This is a genomic window from Mesorhizobium sp. P170090 (assembly GCF_057786115.1).
This window is the reverse complement of record NZ_JBYNWH010000001.1, coordinates 2537759-2554426: the sequence shown is the minus strand read 5'-3', so window position 1 is coordinate 2554426 and position 16668 is coordinate 2537759. Positions and strand designations below refer to the sequence as shown.

General features: G+C 62.4%; 13 protein-coding genes. 10 read left to right on the top strand and 3 right to left on the bottom strand.

What is annotated here, in order from left to right:
• The first annotated feature begins 2 nt into the window (after positions 1–2).
• From tssJ to AC3EML_RS12010, 9 genes are all read left to right on the top strand, one after another.
• Positions 3–455 (top strand): type VI secretion system lipoprotein TssJ, encoded by a 453-nt coding sequence (tssJ, locus tag AC3EML_RS12050; RefSeq protein WP_023687030.1) that lies wholly within the window; start codon positions 3–5, stop codon positions 453–455.
• 158 nt (positions 456–613) lie between these two features.
• A complete protein-coding gene (tssK, locus tag AC3EML_RS12045) occupies positions 614–1948 on the top strand; it encodes a type VI secretion system baseplate subunit TssK (RefSeq protein ID WP_023687029.1) in 1335 nt (444 codons plus the stop codon).
• 4 nt (positions 1949–1952) lie between these two features.
• Positions 1953–3278: a type IVB secretion system protein IcmH/DotU gene (gene icmH / locus AC3EML_RS12040; RefSeq protein WP_023754025.1), complete on the top strand. Its 1326-nt coding sequence runs from the start codon at positions 1953–1955 to the stop codon at positions 3276–3278.
• A gap of 1 nt (position 3279) precedes the next feature.
• On the top strand, positions 3280–6816 hold the full coding sequence (gene tssM, locus AC3EML_RS12035; RefSeq protein WP_352521220.1) for a type VI secretion system membrane subunit TssM: 3537 nt from the start codon (positions 3280–3282) through the stop codon (positions 6814–6816).
• A complete protein-coding gene (tagF, locus tag AC3EML_RS12030) occupies positions 6798–7340 on the top strand; it encodes a type VI secretion system-associated protein TagF (protein ID WP_352521219.1) in 543 nt (180 codons plus the stop codon). The genes tssM and tagF overlap by 19 nt, the downstream gene beginning before the upstream one ends.
• A gap of 16 nt (positions 7341–7356) precedes the next feature.
• Positions 7357–8439 carry a DUF2169 family type VI secretion system accessory protein gene (locus AC3EML_RS12025; protein ID WP_352444489.1) on the top strand — a complete coding sequence of 361 codons (1083 nt, stop codon included), beginning with the start codon at positions 7357–7359 and terminating at the stop codon, positions 8437–8439.
• 149 nt (positions 8440–8588) lie between these two features.
• A complete protein-coding gene (locus AC3EML_RS12020; RefSeq protein ID WP_155923223.1) occupies positions 8589–9455 on the top strand; it encodes a hypothetical protein in 867 nt (288 codons plus the stop codon).
• A 3-nt stretch (positions 9456–9458) separates the two neighbouring features.
• Positions 9459–10544, top strand: coding sequence for a DUF4150 domain-containing protein (locus AC3EML_RS12015; protein WP_023823519.1), 1086 nt, complete (start codon positions 9459–9461; stop codon positions 10542–10544).
• Positions 10545–10550: 6 nt separating this feature from the next.
• Positions 10551–11426 (top strand): hypothetical protein, encoded by an 876-nt coding sequence (locus AC3EML_RS12010; protein WP_352521218.1) that lies wholly within the window; start codon positions 10551–10553, stop codon positions 11424–11426.
• 45 nt (positions 11427–11471) lie between these two features.
• Here AC3EML_RS12010 and AC3EML_RS12005 read toward each other — a convergent pair whose 3' ends face one another.
• From AC3EML_RS12005 to AC3EML_RS11995, 3 genes are read right to left on the bottom strand one after another with little or no spacing between them, the layout of a single operon-like run.
• Positions 11472–12500, bottom strand: coding sequence for a hypothetical protein (locus tag AC3EML_RS12005; RefSeq protein ID WP_155923912.1), 1029 nt, complete (start codon positions 12498–12500; stop codon positions 11472–11474).
• A 41-nt stretch (positions 12501–12541) separates the two neighbouring features.
• Positions 12542–12967, bottom strand: a complete 426-nt coding sequence (locus AC3EML_RS12000) for a DUF6484 domain-containing protein (protein WP_023823522.1) — start codon at positions 12965–12967, stop codon at positions 12542–12544.
• 7 nt (positions 12968–12974) lie between these two features.
• Entirely contained in the window at positions 12975–15308 is a 2334-nt protein-coding gene (locus AC3EML_RS11995; protein ID WP_352521217.1) for a type VI secretion system Vgr family protein, read from the bottom strand.
• Between the two features lie 271 nt (positions 15309–15579).
• Between AC3EML_RS11995 and tagH the strand changes: the two genes are divergently transcribed.
• Positions 15580–16602, top strand: coding sequence for a type VI secretion system-associated FHA domain protein TagH (gene tagH, locus AC3EML_RS11990; RefSeq protein ID WP_023695279.1), 1023 nt, complete (start codon positions 15580–15582; stop codon positions 16600–16602).
• The last annotated feature ends 66 nt before the right edge of the window (positions 16603–16668 follow it).

Below are 16668 nucleotides of genomic sequence, written 5' to 3'. Positions count from 1 at the left end.
ACATGATCGACAGACGCGAATTCATTCTGGCCATCGGGGCTACGGGACTGCTGACGGCTTGCCAGAGCGGCCCGCCTAAACCGTCCGTCATAACGGTCAATTTGGCCGGTGGGGCCGGCATGAACCCGGGACCGGGCGGCGGCGACAGGCCGGTAACGGTAATGGTCTTGCGGCTGAAGAGCACCGGCGCCTTCAATTCGGCCGATTATTTCGCCCTGCAGGGCGGTGCCGGCTCCGCACTTGGCGGCGATCTCATCGGCTCCGACACGATTTCCGTCGGACCCGGCAAGACCGCATCGAAGACCATCACGGTCGAGCCGGAAGTGGCCGCACTCGGCTTCGTCGCGCTGATCAGGGAACCCGGCGGGCGCAACTGGCGTACGACCAAATCGGTTTCGCCGGGATCGAAGTTCACCGTCAATGTGAAGCTCGGCAGCGGCGGCATTTCCGCCTAAAGCGCGTCGCGTTTGAACGCGATCAGGCGACGCGCTTTAGGTCTTTGTTTTTATGCATGTCGTTCTCTCAAAACCGTGACCACTTTTGAGCGACATGCATTGGGCGGCGAAATCCGCAAAGCCGCCAAGGTGATGAGCAGGAAGCAGAGAGTGCCGGCATGAGCGATGCAAACAGGGTGCTGTGGTCGGAGGGGCTTTTCCTTCGCACCCAGCATTTCCAGCAACAGGACCGCTTCTTCGAAGCGACGGTGCGCGGCGCCTTGCAGGCCGGGCATCTGCATACGTTCGGCTTTCGAACGTTGACGCTCGATCAGGCACAGCTCGATGCCGGCCAGATCTCGGTGCTTTCGGCGCGCGGCATCTTTCCCGACGGGACGCCGTTCGCGATCCCTGAGACGATGGATGCGCCGCGGCCGCTGGCGGTGACGCCGGAGATGGGCGCGGGGCCAGTGCTGATCGCACTGCCGCTCGAACCGCCCGGCGGCGTCGGCTTCGACCCGGCTCACGCCGAGCCGTCAGGCGCACGCTATCGCGGCCGGATCGTCTGGGTGCGCGACGCCGTGCATGGCGGCTCCGACCCCGAGGAAATCGAGATTGCGCGGCCGCAGGCGCTGTTGCTGGCGCCGGGCACGGCCGTCGGCGGTTACACCGCGCTGCCGGTGGCCGAGCTCAAGGGCGTGCGCGCCGATGGCGGCGTGGCGCTCGACGACACCTTCCTGCCGCCGACCTTGGTCATCGGCGCGGCGTCCTGGTACAGCCGCCTGCTGCAGGAAGTGGTCACCGGCCTCGACCAGATCGCCGAGGCGCATGGCAAGATGGTGCTGGGCGGCCCCGGCCGCAGCGTCGAGGATCTTCTGATCCTGAACCTGGTCAACGCCGCGCGGCCGCGGCTGGCGCACATGCTGGCGCAGGACGTGTTCCATCCGGCCGAGGTCTACATGGAACTTGCCGGCCTTGCCGGCTCGATGGCGACCTACGGTTCGAGCGCAAGGCGGCTCGGCGAACTGCCTGTCTACGACCACATGGCGCCCGGACCCGCCTATTCGGCGCTGGCCGACGCGCTGCGTTCGCTGATTCTCAGCCTGCGCTACATCGAGCCGAAATCGCGCGCCCTGCCGGTCATGCGCCATGCCACCAATGTGTGGAAGATCCGCATCGACAACCCGAAACTTCTGGTGGCGAGCCGCATCGTGGTGCGGATCGGCTCCGAACTGTCGGAGGATGCCTTGCGCAAGATTTTCGTCAACCAGGCGACGGTCGGCTCGGCCAGCGAATTCGAAGGGCTGTGGAAATCACGCCTGCCCGGCATTCCGCTGAAGCCCCTTCATTCGCAGCCGCGCGAAATTCCCTATGACGGCGACCGGCTGTGTCTCGAACTGGACCAGAAAAGCGAGCACTGGGCCTCGCTGCTCGAAGCGCCGGGTTTTGTGATCGGCGTTTCGGGCGTGCTGCCCAGCGAACCGCAGGTCGACTGCTACTCGGTCAACAGGTGAGATGATGAGCAGGGACGATCCGTTCGGACTGTCCGAGGATCGCGAGCGGACGCGCATTCGGCTGAGCGGAGCGCCAACGCCGCGCGCCATGCCGCTGCCGGCGTCAGGCGTGACCGCGAAACGCTCCGCGCGCGCGCATCCGAACGTGCTCGTCAACGCGTTCTCGCCGCTGCTGGAATTTGCACCCGAACTCGAAAACGCGCAGCCGCCTGAGAACCCGGAAGCCCTGCGCACCAGGCTGCTCGACGAACTTGTGCGCTGCCGCGACGCCACCATGGCGCAGGGCTCCTCGCTCGAGCGCGCCGACCAGGCCGCGTGGCTGGTGGCTGCGTTGCTTGATGATCTGGCGCTGAACACGCCGTGGGGCGGCGCCAGCGCATGGCCACGCCAGCCGCTGGTGGTGATGCTGCGCGGCGACGTCGATGCCGGCGCGCAGTTCTTCGCCCGGCTCGAAGAGCTTGAACGCCATCCCAATCGCGACCGCGAAATGCTGGAGTTGCAATATCATTGCATGGCGCTCGGCTTCCGCGGCAAATATCGCGTGCCTGGCCGCTCCGGCGACCGTTCGCTCAATGCGGTGCGGGTGGCCGCGGCGCGTTTCCTGCGCGACAGCGACGCCGAAGGCGCACCGCTTTCGCCCAACTGGAAGGGCGTGATCGCCTCCGACGAACCGCAGCGCTTCATCGTGCCGATCTGGGTGATGGTTGCGGCGGCGGCGGTGATCGCCACCGCCATCCATATCGGCCTGTCGATGAGCCTGAGCAGCCAGGCGGTCGAGCTTTCGGCGCTGGTTCGCGCCTTGCCGCCGCCGACGCGTACGGATGTCACCCGCGCTTCGCCGAAGGTCGACGCGCCGCCGCCGGTGGCGGTGGATTTCGCGCTGCTGCCGGAATTCCAGGCCGCGGCGCCGGACGAGCTCAAGAGAGCGCTGAGCGGCACGGAGAGCGTGTCGCTGGCGCGGCTGGTCATCCAGGCCTCCAATCCCGAACTCTTCCAGTCGTCGCGCGCGCAGCTGACAGACGGCTTCGATCCGCTCATCGCCTCGGTCGCCAAGGTGATCCTCGAGAACCAGGAACTGATCGGCGATATCACCGTGGTCGGCCACACCGACGGCGTTCCCTTGCAAAAGACCAACCCACTGTCCACCAACCAGCGGCTGTCGGAAGCCCGCGCCGCGGAAATTGCCGATATCCTGATTCAGAACGGAGTGCCGAAGGAGCGCGTGCGCTCCGAAGGCCGGGCCGCCACCGATCCGGTGGCCGACGACGGCACACGCGAAGGCCGGGCCTTGAACCGCCGCGTCGAAGTGCTGGTCGAAAAGAGGCTGTGACATGTTCATCCTGCGCTTCCTCTGGGCGGTCCTGACTTCGCGTTTCCTGTGGACGCTGATCGGCCTGGCGCTGCTGTCGCTGATCATCTGGGTATTCGGCCCGATCGTACGGGTCGGCGACTATGTGCCGATGGCGTCGGAGACAGTGCGCATCGTCATCATCGCTCTTCTGGTGATCTTCTGGCTGATCTGGCTGATCGTCGCGCAGCGCCGCGCGATCCGCGCCAACCGCATGTTCGTCGCCGAGATTTCCGCCCCGGTCGAGGAAAAGCGGCTCAGCCCGGGCGAGGAAAACGTCGCCGCGGTCGGCGCCAAGTTCCAGGACGTCATGGTCGAGTTGAAGCGCCGCAAGCTCGGCGGCCGCAAGTTCCTGCGCGAGATGCCGTGGTATGTGATCGTCGGCCCCCCGGCGACCGGCAAGACGACGGCCTTGCGCCAATCCGGCCTCAACTTTCCGATCGACCTGACCGACGATCTGCAGGGCATCGGCGGTACCCGCAACTGCGACTGGTTCTTCTCCGAAAACGCAGTGATGATCGACACCGCCGGGCGCTATGTCCAGCAGGAAAGCCAGCCCGATGTCGACGCCGTGGAATGGCTGGGTTTCCTCGATCTGTTGAAGAAGCATCGTGGCCGTCGTGCGCTGAACGGCGTCATCGTTGCGCTTGGGATCGACGCGCTGTCCGAGGGCGACGAAGCCGTCAAGGCGCATGGCCGCAAGATCCGCAGGCGCCTGGCCGAGCTCGAAGAGCGGCTGGAAATCCGCCTGCCAGTCTATCTGATGCTGACCAAGGCCGATCTGATCAGAGGCTTCGAGGCTTTCTTCGGCGGCCTGTCGACGGCGGCGCGCGAACAGGTATGGGGGACGACCTTCCCGCTCGATGCACGCGTCGACGCCAAGATGATCGCGGGCGAAATCACGACGCTGTCGAGGGAGCTGGAAAAGCGGCTGGTGCCGCGGCTGGAGGATGAGGACAAGCTGGCCGAACGGGCCGAGATCTTCCGCTTTCCCGCACAGCTGCAAAGCCTGTCCGAGCCGATCCAGGTGCTGGTCGAGGCGATGTTCGGCGAGAGCCGCTACGAGGAGGCAGCCTGGCTGCGCGGCCTCTATCTCACCTCGGCGACCCAGGAAGGCGCGCCGATCGACCGGCTGACCGCGGCGCTGGCCTCCTCCTTCGGGTTGCCGGCACGACGCACGATGCCGGCGCAGCGCTTCGAGAAGCGCAGCTTCTTCCTCAAGAACCTTTTGACCGAGGTGATCTTCAAGGAGGCCGGGCTCGGCACCTTCGATCCGCTGGCGCAGCGCCGCCGCAGCTGGATCTGGCGCGGTGCCGCCGCTGCCTGCGCGGCTGCGGCCATACTCGCCGGCGGCCTGTTCACCTGGTCCTACTACGACAACCGCAACGCCATCGCCGCGCAAGCCGGCCAGTTCGAAGCACTGCAGGCGCCGCTGACGTCGACCGCCGCGACGCCCGCCTCGGTGCTGCAGCCGGCTATGGACGTTGCCCTGACCGCCATGGACGAAGTCGCCAATGCCAGGACTGCGCCTCCGAACAAGGCACAGGACCTGCTCGGACCATCGGCTTCGGCCGAGATGATGCGGGCGCAGACCGACACCTATGACCACGCTCTGCGCAACGTGCTGGAGCCGCGCATGGTGGCGTTGCTCGAAGCGACCATGTGGAGGCAGATCCGCGATCCGGACTTCATGCTGGGCGCACTCAAGACCTACCGCATGATGACCGGTCTGTCTCAGATGGACTCCGACTTCGTCGAGAATTGGTGGGTGAACGACCTGCCCGAATTCGCGCCGGCCGCGCCCTTCCCGACCGCCGATGCCGAAGAACACCAGTTGGCCGCGATCCGGCGCATGGCGGTCGATGATAGCTACATCACACCCGACCAGGCGCTGGTCGCCGAAGCGCTGAAAACGGTCTGCACGATCTCGCTGCCGGCGCGGGCCTACAAGCAATTGCTGGCCGATCCGGCGGTGGCCGGATTGAAGGAATGGATCCCCGCCAATTTCGCCGGGCCGAACGGCGCCAAGGTGTTTTCGCGACGCTCCGACAAGACGCTGCGCGTCGGCATATCGGGCGCCTTCACCTATGACGGCTTCCACGATGCGATCCTCGACCGGGTCGAGGATGTCGCCGCCCAGGCGGCACTCGACCGCGCCGTGTTTGCCGGCGGCTGCTCGGAAAATTCCGAGACCTCGGTGTCGGCGCTGTCGGAAGACATTCTGAAGCTTTACTATGACGACTATATCGCGCAGTGGGATAGTTTCCTGCGCGACATGCGGCTGGCGCCGCTGAGCGACCTCAACATTGCCAGCGAGAATCTGAAAGACCTTTCCAGCGCCGATTCCGCGCTGAAGCGGCTGCTGACGGCGGTGGTCCAGGAGGTCGACCTCACCCGCTCGGACGAGGCGCCGACCGACGACAAGGCGGCGGCGAAGGGCGGCTCGAAACTGCTGGGCAAACTCGGCAAACTGGGCAAGATCGTCAAGACTGGCGCCAAGCTGCTGCCGCGCGCAGGATCGGCCAGCGAAGTCGACCTGACCGGCACGCTGGTGGCCGAACACTTCAAGCCGCTCAAGAGCACGATTGCCGAGGTCGACGGCCAGCCGCCGGCGCTCGATGCCGCGGTCGTTGCGCTGACGGCGCTGTCCAATGTGCTGCAAACGGTGACCGCCAATCCCGACCCGCAGGACGCGATCAAGAAACAGGGCGGGCTGGCCGAACTGACCGGCGCCGTCGCCCGCCAGGCACAGATCCTGCCCGACCCGGTCAACACCTGGCTGAGCGGCATTGCCGGCGACACCAGCGGGTTGACGCAGAAGGCCGTGGCCTCCGAGCTCAACGCCATCTGGCGCGCCGACATCCTGCCCTTCTGCCAGGCCGCGCTCAACGACCGCTATCCGTTCAGCCCAGACAGCGCCGTCGACGTCAATGTGCGCGACTTCGCCCGCCTGTTCGGACCGGCAGGGATGATCGACGGCTTCATCAACGACCATCTGATCAGCTATGTCGACACCTCGGCGCAGCCTTGGAAATGGCGTGCCGATTTCGGCCTCGACCCATCGGCGCTCGCCGCCTTCGAGCAGGCGCGGCGCATCCGCGACGATCTCTTTCCCGGTGGTCAAGGCCCGGTGATGGCGTTCACGCTGGAGCCGACCGACCTGTCGCCCAACGTCACCCGCGTGACGCTCAACCTCGACGGCCAGAACCTGGTCTATTTCAACAATGCGACGCGACCTCAGCCGATGACGTGGCCCGGCAAGGACGGCACCGGCGTCATCTCGCTCGCCTTCCAGCCGATCGACGGCTCGCCCGAAATCATGCTCAACGAGACCGGCAGCTGGGCGTGGCTGAGGATGCTGCGCGGCGGCCGCTTCACCGGGACGTCGCTGTCCGATGTCTACAGCCTGCGGCTGGGGACGAAAGGCATGTACGCCGATTTCAAGCTCAAGGCGGCGAGCGTCGAAAATCCCTACAACCTCCAGATGTTTAAGAAATTCTCATGTCCGCCGCAGATCTGATCCTGCCTGGCTTCTACGGCAAAATGCCCGCCACCGGCGACTTCGTCAGCCGGCGGCTGACGGGCGAGTTCCTGCGCCTGTGGGACCGCTGGCTGGCGCAACACCTGGTGCCATTGTTTGGCCAGGACATCTGGCCCCCCGCCACCGCGCTGCGCTTTCTGGCCGGCGCGAATTCCTTCGGCGCGTCGGCGGGCATCATCCTGCAAAGCGCCGACAAGGTTGGCCGGAAATTCCCCTTGAGCATTGTCGCCGTGCTACCCGAAACGCCTGTCTCGCTGACGCATGCCGAGGCATGGTTTGCCGGAATTGAGGAGGCCGCCAGCGCCGCCCAGCGTGGCGAGCTGACGCCCGACGAACTGGACGCGGCTTTGACGGCACTGCCGATGCCACAGGCCGAGCCGGGCGAAGAGCTGATCGCCGACATGGTGATGTGGACGGCGCACTCCGACATTTTCGACATCGACCCGCACGCGCCGCAAACGACGCTGGAGACAATCCTCGCCGGCAGCTGGGAGACCAGCTGATGGGAGCGCAACTCTGATGTTCGTCAGCCAGAACACCACCCCGTTTCTCGCCGAGACTTTTCCCTATCAGGACAAGCATTGCGTGAAGTTCTGCGTCGCGGTCGTTCGCGCGACATACGATGTCGATGAGCAAGGCAACTGCACGCCCAGCACGACGCAGTCACCCTTCGTCTACGCCGATACCCACTACGGCGATCCCGAGACAACGTCGGTACGCGTCGAAAGTGATTTCGTTCCGGTCAAGCCAAAATGCGAAGTGCTGCTCGACGCCCAGGCGGTCGCACCAATCGGCCGTCCAATGGAATCGATGGAAGTTGCGCTGATCGGGCCCGGCATCGACAAACGCGCCATCCTCACCGGGCAAAGACGCTGGTTCAAGACAGGTCTGGGTGTGCAGGCCTCACGGACTACGCCCTTTGTCAGCATGCCTCTCGCGTGGCATCTCACTTTCGGGGGAACTGACAGGACAGATCCCGAGAAGCCGCACGGCGATGGCGTGAACCCTATCGGCACCGGCTTCCTGGTGAGCCAAGCCAATCCCGACGGTGTCCTTTTGCCGTGCGTGGAGCACCCGCAATCACGTGTCCGCATCTGGAACGACCGCGTGAAGCCGATCGGCTTCGGCCCGGTGCCGCGCTTCGCCAAACAGCGCGCGCAATATGCGGGCACCTATGACAAGAACTGGCTCGACAATATTTTTCCCTACTTGCCGACGGATTTTGATGATCGCTATTTCCAGGCGGCGCCACAAGATCAGTGGCTTGATCTGCTCAGTGAAGGGATGGTTTTCGGCTGCCTGGGGATGACTGAAAGAGGGCGCTTCGCGGCTAGGTTGCCAAGGCTCTCCGTGCCCGTCCGGTTTGTCTACGAAGACCGCATTGAGCGCAAGACCCTCGTTCCCGACACGTTGAACATCGTGCCGCACGAAGGCAAAATCGTGTTAGTGGGCCGGGTGAGCACGAAGGTTCCGCGCAAATTCGTGAAACTGCAGCAGGTGGAGATTGGCGTTAATCTCATCCCGGATGATGATGACAAGCCACACTACGCTGGACTGGGCGTGGCAATTGAAGCCCTGAAAAACCAACGGCGCCTGTCATGAGTTGGGTCTCCTGCATCAGCCTAGTGACACCGGTTGGCTACAGCGCCGCCAGTTCGATCGCGGCCATGCGGGGAAAAATAGCCGCATTCAACGAGCTGAGCTATCATGATGCGGAAGGCGAGCCGATCATCGGCGCAACAGTCGACGCCTTGCCGCTCAAGCTGCGAGGTCGCGAGCGCATCTCGGCGCTGGTCAAACTCGCATTCGAGCAACTCGATGCCGACACCGTGACCGGTCTGCCTTGGGGGCAGATGCCCCTTCTGTTGTGCACGCGTGAGAACGAAATGCCTGGTGGCAGGCTCAAAGGAATTCTGGCGGGAATAACACTACCGGACGGACGCGGGCTGACGGGACCGAAGCTGCTGCATATCGCGGGCGGCCCTGTCGCGGTTTTCACCGCATTGTCCCATGCCGAGACGCTTTTGAAGAGCGAAGGATATCCCGCATGCATCATCGTCGCCGTCGATAGCCTGGTGGATGCGCGCACATTGTCGTGGCTTGATCTACATCAGCGATTGAAAACCAGTGCAGTCACCGACGGACTGGTTCCTGGTGAAGCTGCCGGGATCCTGGTGGTGACGCGCGATGCCGCTTCTTTGACCGCGATCAGCATTCTCGGCATCGGTTTTGGCGTCGAGGGGTCGACCTTGTTCAACGAGACGCCCTTCCGAGCCGACGGCTTGAGCGCCGCCCTGAAGGCCGCGCTTGCCGATGCCGGCGTGCCTATGCACAAAGTCTCGTTTCGCCTGTCCGACGTTGCGGGTGAAAGCTACGCTTTCGAAGAGTTGGTGCTGGCACAGATGCGCAATATGCGTGAAGTCCGGCCCTGCCAAGACGTTTGGCACGCAGCGGATTGCATTGGCGACAGCGGCGCCGCCGCCGGCATCATCCAGTTCGCCTGGGCCGAGCAAGCCTATGCGCGCAACTATGCGCCGGGAAAGCTCGCCGCGCTTCACGCAAGCTCTTGCTTCGGCCCAAAGGCCGCAGCAATTGTGGCACCCAGAAGGCCTAGTTGACCGATGACAAAGGACGTCTTCGCCGAGAAGTGGGAAATCGCCGGCAAGAACGGCATGAACAAGTCATTGGCGCGCTTTCCCGACGTGTGTCTGTCACCGCCTTCGCCGCCAGCCGGGCCTATCCCGGTTCCTTATCCTGACACGTCGTTTTCGAAAGACCTCCAAGAAGGGTCCGAGACGGTCAATATCGGCGGCAAACCCGCCGCGCTCGCCCAAAAGTCCTATTACAAATCGTCGCCTTTGGGCAACGAGGCGGCCACCCGGAGCTTTGGCGCGTCTGTCGTCACCCACCAAATCACCGGCAAGACCTACTTCCAAGCCTGGGCGATGACGGTGAAGTTCGAGGGCAAGAACGTTTGCCGGCATATCGACATAACAACAAGCAATCACGCCTCGCAGATCGGCGCAACGCCACCGGCGCCTACGAATGAAACCCAGGACATGAAACAGGCCAAGGCGGCCATCCAAGCCGGCAAATGTCCCTGTTGCGGCAACCCTTTGCATAAGTGGCAGAAGGACCCCAAGACCAAGAGACCGTATCGGGTGATGACGGCGGGCGCCTTCTGGCGAAAGCAGATCAGCTTGATCAAAGTGCCGGACAAGCAGGCCGAGAAAGATACACTAACTGAGACCCTCGAGCGGATGAACAGAAGAAAGACCAGGCAGCGCAAGAAAAGAAAGGACGGCCAGCCGAGTTGCCCAAATGTCCAGACGAAGGAGAACCAGGGCTGCGCACTCCATTTCGACATACCTCAGCATCGCGATAAGATTACGCGACATCGTCCGACCGTGAAGCGACCACTTGGTCCAACAGCGGCCCAGGCAGCGGGCGACGCCTTCAGCTCGAAGAAGAAGAGCGCGGTTCTGAGTATCTGGAGCAAGATGAACCCGACGAATCCGATTCCCGCTGCTTATCCCCCTCCAAACAAGCCACCACCTAGCAAACTAAACCACAAGACGCCGCGCATGGCAGGTGGTTGCAACGATCAAGGAAACGTCGTTCCCCAGCACTACATGAACACCAAGGCGTGCAACGATATCGAAGATGACCAGAGCGAACTGGAAAAGGTCGCGAGCCTAATTTATTGAGTAGACATGGAACACTATCCAAAGATCGCCAACACCGCATTCGAGGAACTCAGCTATGGGTTTCATCCCAAGTCGTTCGACCTCTATGCGTTGGACCTAGCCCGCCTCGAAACGAGCACACGCGCATGGGAGCGGATAGCAGCGGTTCTGCTAGGATGCACGCGCGGAAACTTTTCAAGGCTTCCGGAACTCGGCCCGTTGATGCGAGACAATCCGCTTTACCTACTTTGGCATGCGATCGCCAACATTTCCGGTTATGCCGGCACACTTCAGTCGGTGCGGCAGACTTTCGATCATATCGAGGACAAAAGCGGAGACAATTTCCTCTATTTCCTGGCAATTGCACTGGGAGCTACATCCAACCTCTCTGCGGTCGACTACCTTATGGAAGCGCACAAACGAGCTGGGGACATCGAGCCGCTAAGACAGATCGAGCAGGAAATATCCTTCCTTCTTGAAGCCGAGGATGGCCCATTGATGGCGGGTTCCATGGAGGAAGTCTTGACGGATGAGGGCTGGGTCGAGAGAGCTAACCGCGAGAGATATTTCGACCAAGTGAAGCAGGCGCGCGATGCGGTGCTAGAGCGCGTAGGCTCCAAGCATATTCCGATCTATGGAGGCGAGGCGATCGACATCGCCAAGATTGCGAAGCGCATGTATCGCAACTTGAAACAGGACGAGGAGCGGGAGCAAAGGCTGGCACGGGAAGCGACGCTGTTCGAGGCTACCACAGGCATCAATTGCTCGAAAATGTTCGATAGAAACGGCAACTTGAAATCGTTGCAGGCTGCCGGAATCCTCGAGACATTTTTCGACAGCGATGAGATCGGGGGCTTCAAGGCGGGGCAGAGATATTTTTTCGGTCACCCGATAGGGATCTGAGCAGTTCCACGCGTGTGCGGAGAGATCGCTGCTGCAAGGTTGGCCCTATCCGAAAAATCCACTCGCCTTGGCCCACTCCATGACTTTGTCAGCCAGCGGGATTTTTTGCTCGCCATATTCGAAGCGGTGGACAAATTCCAAACCGGCTTCGGCTGGGTCAATGGTGAACAAATCATCTTCTTGCGCAGCGTCGGGGAAGAGCTCCAGAAAAGCCGCACCCGCTGCGGCGGCCATCGCGGGTTCGCGCATGCGATCGACGAGCCAGTTGAGTTGGGTCTTGTCGTTGAGCATCCCAACTGCGCGGACAGCCGCCGGGTTCGCGGCGCGCATCAGACCTCCCAGCCAGGATCGGACTTCCCTCGACTGCGTTGTCTTGATCAAAGTACGCAGCGCGGTGAGTGCGTTAGCGTCGTCTGATGCGGCTACGGCCTCAAGATCGGGCCTAACCCGCTCCCCAAATCCAAGCTCTGCGAGTGCGACACCGGCCCAGAAGCGTACCTGGGCATCGCGATCATCGAGCAGCGCCGCGACAACCTGGACAAGCTCGATATGTCGAAGTCTCGCCGTGAGCCTAAGACCGATACACCGCGTCTCTGCGCCAGAGTCCTTTAGCAAACGCAAAAGCGTTCTGCCGGGGTCCATCTTGTGCACGTCGATCGCGTGAGCGGCAAGTTGCCGCTTAACGGGATCCTCGTGCGACACCCACTGTCTGACCCACCTCGCGATCTTGTCCGCTCGATGGATTTCCAACGCGCCAACAAAGCCGTAGGCTGCGTTCCTTTCAGCGCGGAAGAATTCAATCGACTCGTTCAGGCTTTTTTCGTCTTCCAGCTCAATTGCCAGCCATGCACACGTGAAAAGTTCGCCTTTGTCGGGAAAATCGGCCCATTGTTCGATGGCAAATGGCCAAGCCGCCGCGCCGGCGATCCGCAGCGCGTCTAGATGCACCTCAAGCCGGTCGCCAAAGCTCTTTGCCACCTGAACGTCCGGCGGGTCTGCATTCAGCAGCGTATCTCTTTGCGCCCAAAGGAATGCCACCAATTCGACATGCTGACGGAGCACGTCATCAGCCACCCTGTTGGGCCGCGCCTGCGTTGTGACCTGTGGCCCAGTCATCAGTTCAGATTCACGGAGCCACCGCGGATATTGTTCGCACCGCTAGCATGGCTCACGATGTATTTTCCGCGAAGCGAGATATGTCCATCACTGTCAAGTATGAGACTGGACTTTCCGCAGCGAAGTTCGATCCTCTTCGAGGCCTTCAGTCGGACATATTCACCATCGCTGATAACGCGCTGGGCCGCGCGCTTGCGGGCTGGTTCGATGATCGGTCCCATGATGAGCGGACGTCTCGGGTCGCCGTCCTGAAACAGCAACGCCACTTCTGATCCTATCATAGCCTGATTGAGCTCAACCAGGCTTCTGGCCCTCAGCGCCACATCCTCGGGATTGCCGGGAAATACAACCAGCGGACCCTGATCGTCGAAACCAAGGAACAGCCCGATGACCACCCCATAGATACGCTCGACAACTTTGCTCATCGCGACCTCAATTCTCGTTGATCTTCGAGCCCTTCAGGATGATGTCACCCGAGGCCTTGGCGTTGATCTTACCAGATGCCTTCAAGAAAATGTCCTTTCCCTCCACAACGATCGTGCCATCCTTTTTCATGACAACCTTCGAACTTCCGCATGTTAGGGTGATGTCGTCCGCCGCTTCGATCGACAGGCTTTTGCCAGACTTTGTAACCGAGTCTTCCTTGATGTCGGTAAGGCTACCCTTTGCAATGTTGAGCATGAACCCGCCACCAACTTCAGTGGAGTCATTCGACGTGATTTTGGCTATGCGCGAAGCGCCTACATCGGTGGCCTGTGACGCGGCGATCGCGACGGTCTGGCCAGCACCGATGCTGATGCTCTGATCGGCGCCGATGGTCCAGGTATCGCTCGTGCCTATGTTGTGCGTCTGGCTGATGCCCACGGTCATTGAGCGTGTCGCGCCGATGGTATTGGTCTGCACCGCACCCACGGTTCGGGTCTCGGAGGCCCCAACGGTATCGACCCGCGCCGCGCCAACAGTCACCGTCTGCACGATCGCCACGGTCTGCGTGTGATTAGCGCCGATCGTCTCGGTCGAGTTGGAGCCGATGCTTATCGTCTCGTTCGAACCCACCGTCAGCGAGCGGTTGACGCCGACGGTCTCGGTGTCGTTGTTGCCGATATCGGTGGTCTGGTCGACGCCGACCTTGACCGTCTTGTTGTTGCCGACGTCCTCGTCGAGGTTGTGGCCGACCGAGTGCTTGGCGTCGTGGTCGATGCGGTCGGACTGGTCGTGCTGGACCAGCTTCTTGCGATCATTTTTGATCAGAAGGTGGTGGTCCTTCTGCGCCTGGAAATTGACCAGTTCGGAGCCGGCCTTGTCCTCGAACATCAGCTCGTTGTAGCCGCCACCGCCCTTCGACGAGTTGGATTTCCAGCCCGACTGCGTGGCGTTGCCGGGCAGCCCGTAGGGCGGCATCTGCGAGGCGTTGTAGACCCGGCCGGTGATGATCGGCAGATCCGGATTGCCTTCGATGAAATCGACGATCACTTCCTGGCCGATGCGGGGAATCTGGATGAAGCCCCAGCCGCTGCCGGCCCAGGTCTGCGACACGCGCACGAAGCACGAGCTCTTCTGGTCCTTCTTGCCCAGGCGGTCCCAGTGGAACTGCACCTTCACCCTGGCATATTTGTCGGTGAAGATTTCCTCGCCGGACGGACCGACGACCGTCGCCGTCTGTGGCCCGCGCATGATCGGCCGCGTCGTGATGCGCGGTGGCCGATAGGCGACTGAAGTCGGCGCCACGCCGAGCACGACCTTGAAATTCTCGCCATCGGTGTCGACGCCGGCGCGGTAGCCCGGATCGAACAGCCGGTATTCGGCGCTGACGACCAGATACTCCTTGTTCTGGTCTTTGCGCGGAAAGCCGTCGAGCTTGAAGGTGCAGCCGGAGAACAGGCCGCGCACGGTGCCGACGGCGGCAATGCGCATATGCGGCGCCTGGATTTCTTCGCGCCTGATCGCCGCCAGGCTGTCGCCGCGGCCGACTTCCAGATGCGCGCCGGGGTGGCGATAGTTCTCGCCGGCAGCCTGCTTGTGGCCGAAGGGCTGCGCCGACTTCGCCATCAAATCGGCGGCGGGTTTTTCGAAGTCATAATCGGTGTGGGCATAGGCGCCGGGGCGCACCGCGCTGCCTGGAATCCAGTCGGTGATGTATTCGACGTCGCGGCGCGAGCCCTGCCCTTCGAACTGATATAGCACCGTCTCATAGCCCGGCGCTGGCTTGAGCTTGCTCATGGCGTCGGCCAGGATCAGTGTGTGCTCACCCTCGGCATGCTCGAAGAAGTACATTATGCCTTCATGCTCGAGCAGCCGCTGCACGAAATCGAGGTCGCTCTCGTCGTACTGCACGCAATATTCGCGCGGCGGATAGGAGCCTTGCAAGCGCTTCTCGAACTTGGCGATGCCGCCATATTTGGAGAAAATCTCCTCCACGATCTCGACGGCGGTCTTGTCCTGGAAAATGCGGCAGTCGGTGGTATTGCCGAGGAACCACAGCCACGGCCTGACGACCGCCTCATAGTGAGCCAGCCGATCTTCGATGCGGGTAAGGCGAAACTCGGCGATGAGGCCGCTGAACCAGCGCTTGGGGTCGGCCTCCCCTTCGATCGAAACGGCGCCGCCCAGCATCTTCAGCGGGTCGATATCGGCATTGGTCGAGACAAATCCAACGGTGTAGGCAAGGCAGCGGCTGATCTCGTCGCGGCCGACGAGATGCGTGAAAGTCAACAGTTCGGCGCCGACCGGCGTCTGCACAAGCGCGGCGCGTTGTTCACTCGGCATGGGTCGTGCCCCTCCTGAGCGCTAGTGTGGCAGGTTCGAAGCCCTTCTTGTGTTAACGACCTCACGTTCAGGGATATTTCGCAACTTGCCACCCAAGCCATGTTGAGCCTACCACATGTTCAATGGCAGACCAAAGAGGACAAGCGGCAGGCCGTTGCTGTTTGCGCCGCTTTCGCCAGTGTGAAACGCCGCTCTCCCGCTGTGCCCGCAAGCTGCTAGACTGTGGCACATCGGATCAATGGAAACGGCAGCGGTCGACGGTCCATAGCGCATGTTCATCAGTCTGCAGATCAGCAATGTCGATGTCCTGCCTGCCGGGCTGCCGCCCGGCTACGCATCGCGCGACCGCGGCTTCGAGATCGGGCGGGAGAACTGCGCCTGGACCTTGCCCGATCCGGACAAGTTCATCTCCGGCCGACATTGCGAAATCCGCTACGAAGGCGGCGCCTTTTTTCTCCACGACGTCTCGCGCAACGGCACATTCGTCAACGGGTCGAGCCAGCGCCTGACCGGCCCGCATCGGTTGGCGCAAGGTGACCGGCTCCGGATCGGCCGCTATATCGTCTCGGTGTCGATCGATGACGGGAACCCAGCCTTCGGTGGCCATGGTTCGACGCAACGGCAGATGCCCGTTGCCGGATCCTTTCCAGACCATGTCGCATCGCCACGGTCACCGACCGCGCCACCCGCTTCGGTCTCCAGCCGGCCGCAGCAAGCCGACGAGATCCTGCGCGCGATTGCCGCCGGCGCCGGCATTCCGCCAGAGGTGCTTTTGCTGCGCCAACCGCAGGAGGTAGCCGGCGAGATCGGCGCGGTGCTGCGCATCCTCGTCGACGAGCTGGTGTTGCTGTTGAAGGCGCGCGCCGCTGCAAAAGTCCTGGCCAAGACCAGCGACCGGACCATGATCAATTCCGCCGACAACAATCCGCTAAAGTTCGTGCCCGGGACAGACGAAATCCTCGACATCATGTTCGCGCGGCGCAGGGCCGGCTATCTCGATGCCAGGCACAGCATCGAAGACGCTTTCCACGACCTCAAAACACATGAATTCGCCACCTTCGCCGCCATGCAGGCAGCGCTGTCGCGGTTGCTTGACGATCTGTCGCCCGAGGCGATTGCGAAAAAACTGCCGCCATCCTCCTTTGCCTCGAAGAAAACGCGCGCCTGGGACGCGCTGGTCGCGACCTGGCGGGCCAAGGAGGAAGCGCACGAGAACGGCATGCTGGACATATTCCTCACCTATTTCAGTGAAGCCTATGCCAAGGCCGCCAAACAGAAGACCGGCAAGGGCTAAGCCCGCGCACCGCTGAAGACACCGTGAAGGCGACCCGAGCACGGGCCGGCCACCAAAATTGCGCCG

Coding starts and splice junctions, on each gene's coding strand:
- tssJ (WP_023687030.1), top strand. CDS start 3: ATGATCGACAGACGCGAATTCATTCTGGCCATCGGGGCTACGGGACTG.
- tssK (WP_023687029.1), top strand. CDS start 614: ATGAGCGATGCAAACAGGGTGCTGTGGTCGGAGGGGCTTTTCCTTCGC.
- icmH (WP_023754025.1), top strand. CDS start 1,953: ATGAGCAGGGACGATCCGTTCGGACTGTCCGAGGATCGCGAGCGGACG.
- tssM (WP_352521220.1), top strand. CDS start 3,280: ATGTTCATCCTGCGCTTCCTCTGGGCGGTCCTGACTTCGCGTTTCCTG.
- tagF (WP_352521219.1), top strand. CDS start 6,798: ATGTCCGCCGCAGATCTGATCCTGCCTGGCTTCTACGGCAAAATGCCC.
- AC3EML_RS12025 (WP_352444489.1), top strand. CDS start 7,357: ATGTTCGTCAGCCAGAACACCACCCCGTTTCTCGCCGAGACTTTTCCC.
- AC3EML_RS12015 (WP_023823519.1), top strand. CDS start 9,459: ATGACAAAGGACGTCTTCGCCGAGAAGTGGGAAATCGCCGGCAAGAAC.
- AC3EML_RS12010 (WP_352521218.1), top strand. CDS start 10,551: ATGGAACACTATCCAAAGATCGCCAACACCGCATTCGAGGAACTCAGC.
- AC3EML_RS12000 (WP_023823522.1), bottom strand. CDS start 12,967: ATGAGCAAAGTTGTCGAGCGTATCTATGGGGTGGTCATCGGGCTGTTC.
- AC3EML_RS11995 (WP_352521217.1), bottom strand. CDS start 15,308: ATGCCGAGTGAACAACGCGCCGCGCTTGTGCAGACGCCGGTCGGCGCC.
- tagH (WP_023695279.1), top strand. CDS start 15,580: ATGTTCATCAGTCTGCAGATCAGCAATGTCGATGTCCTGCCTGCCGGG.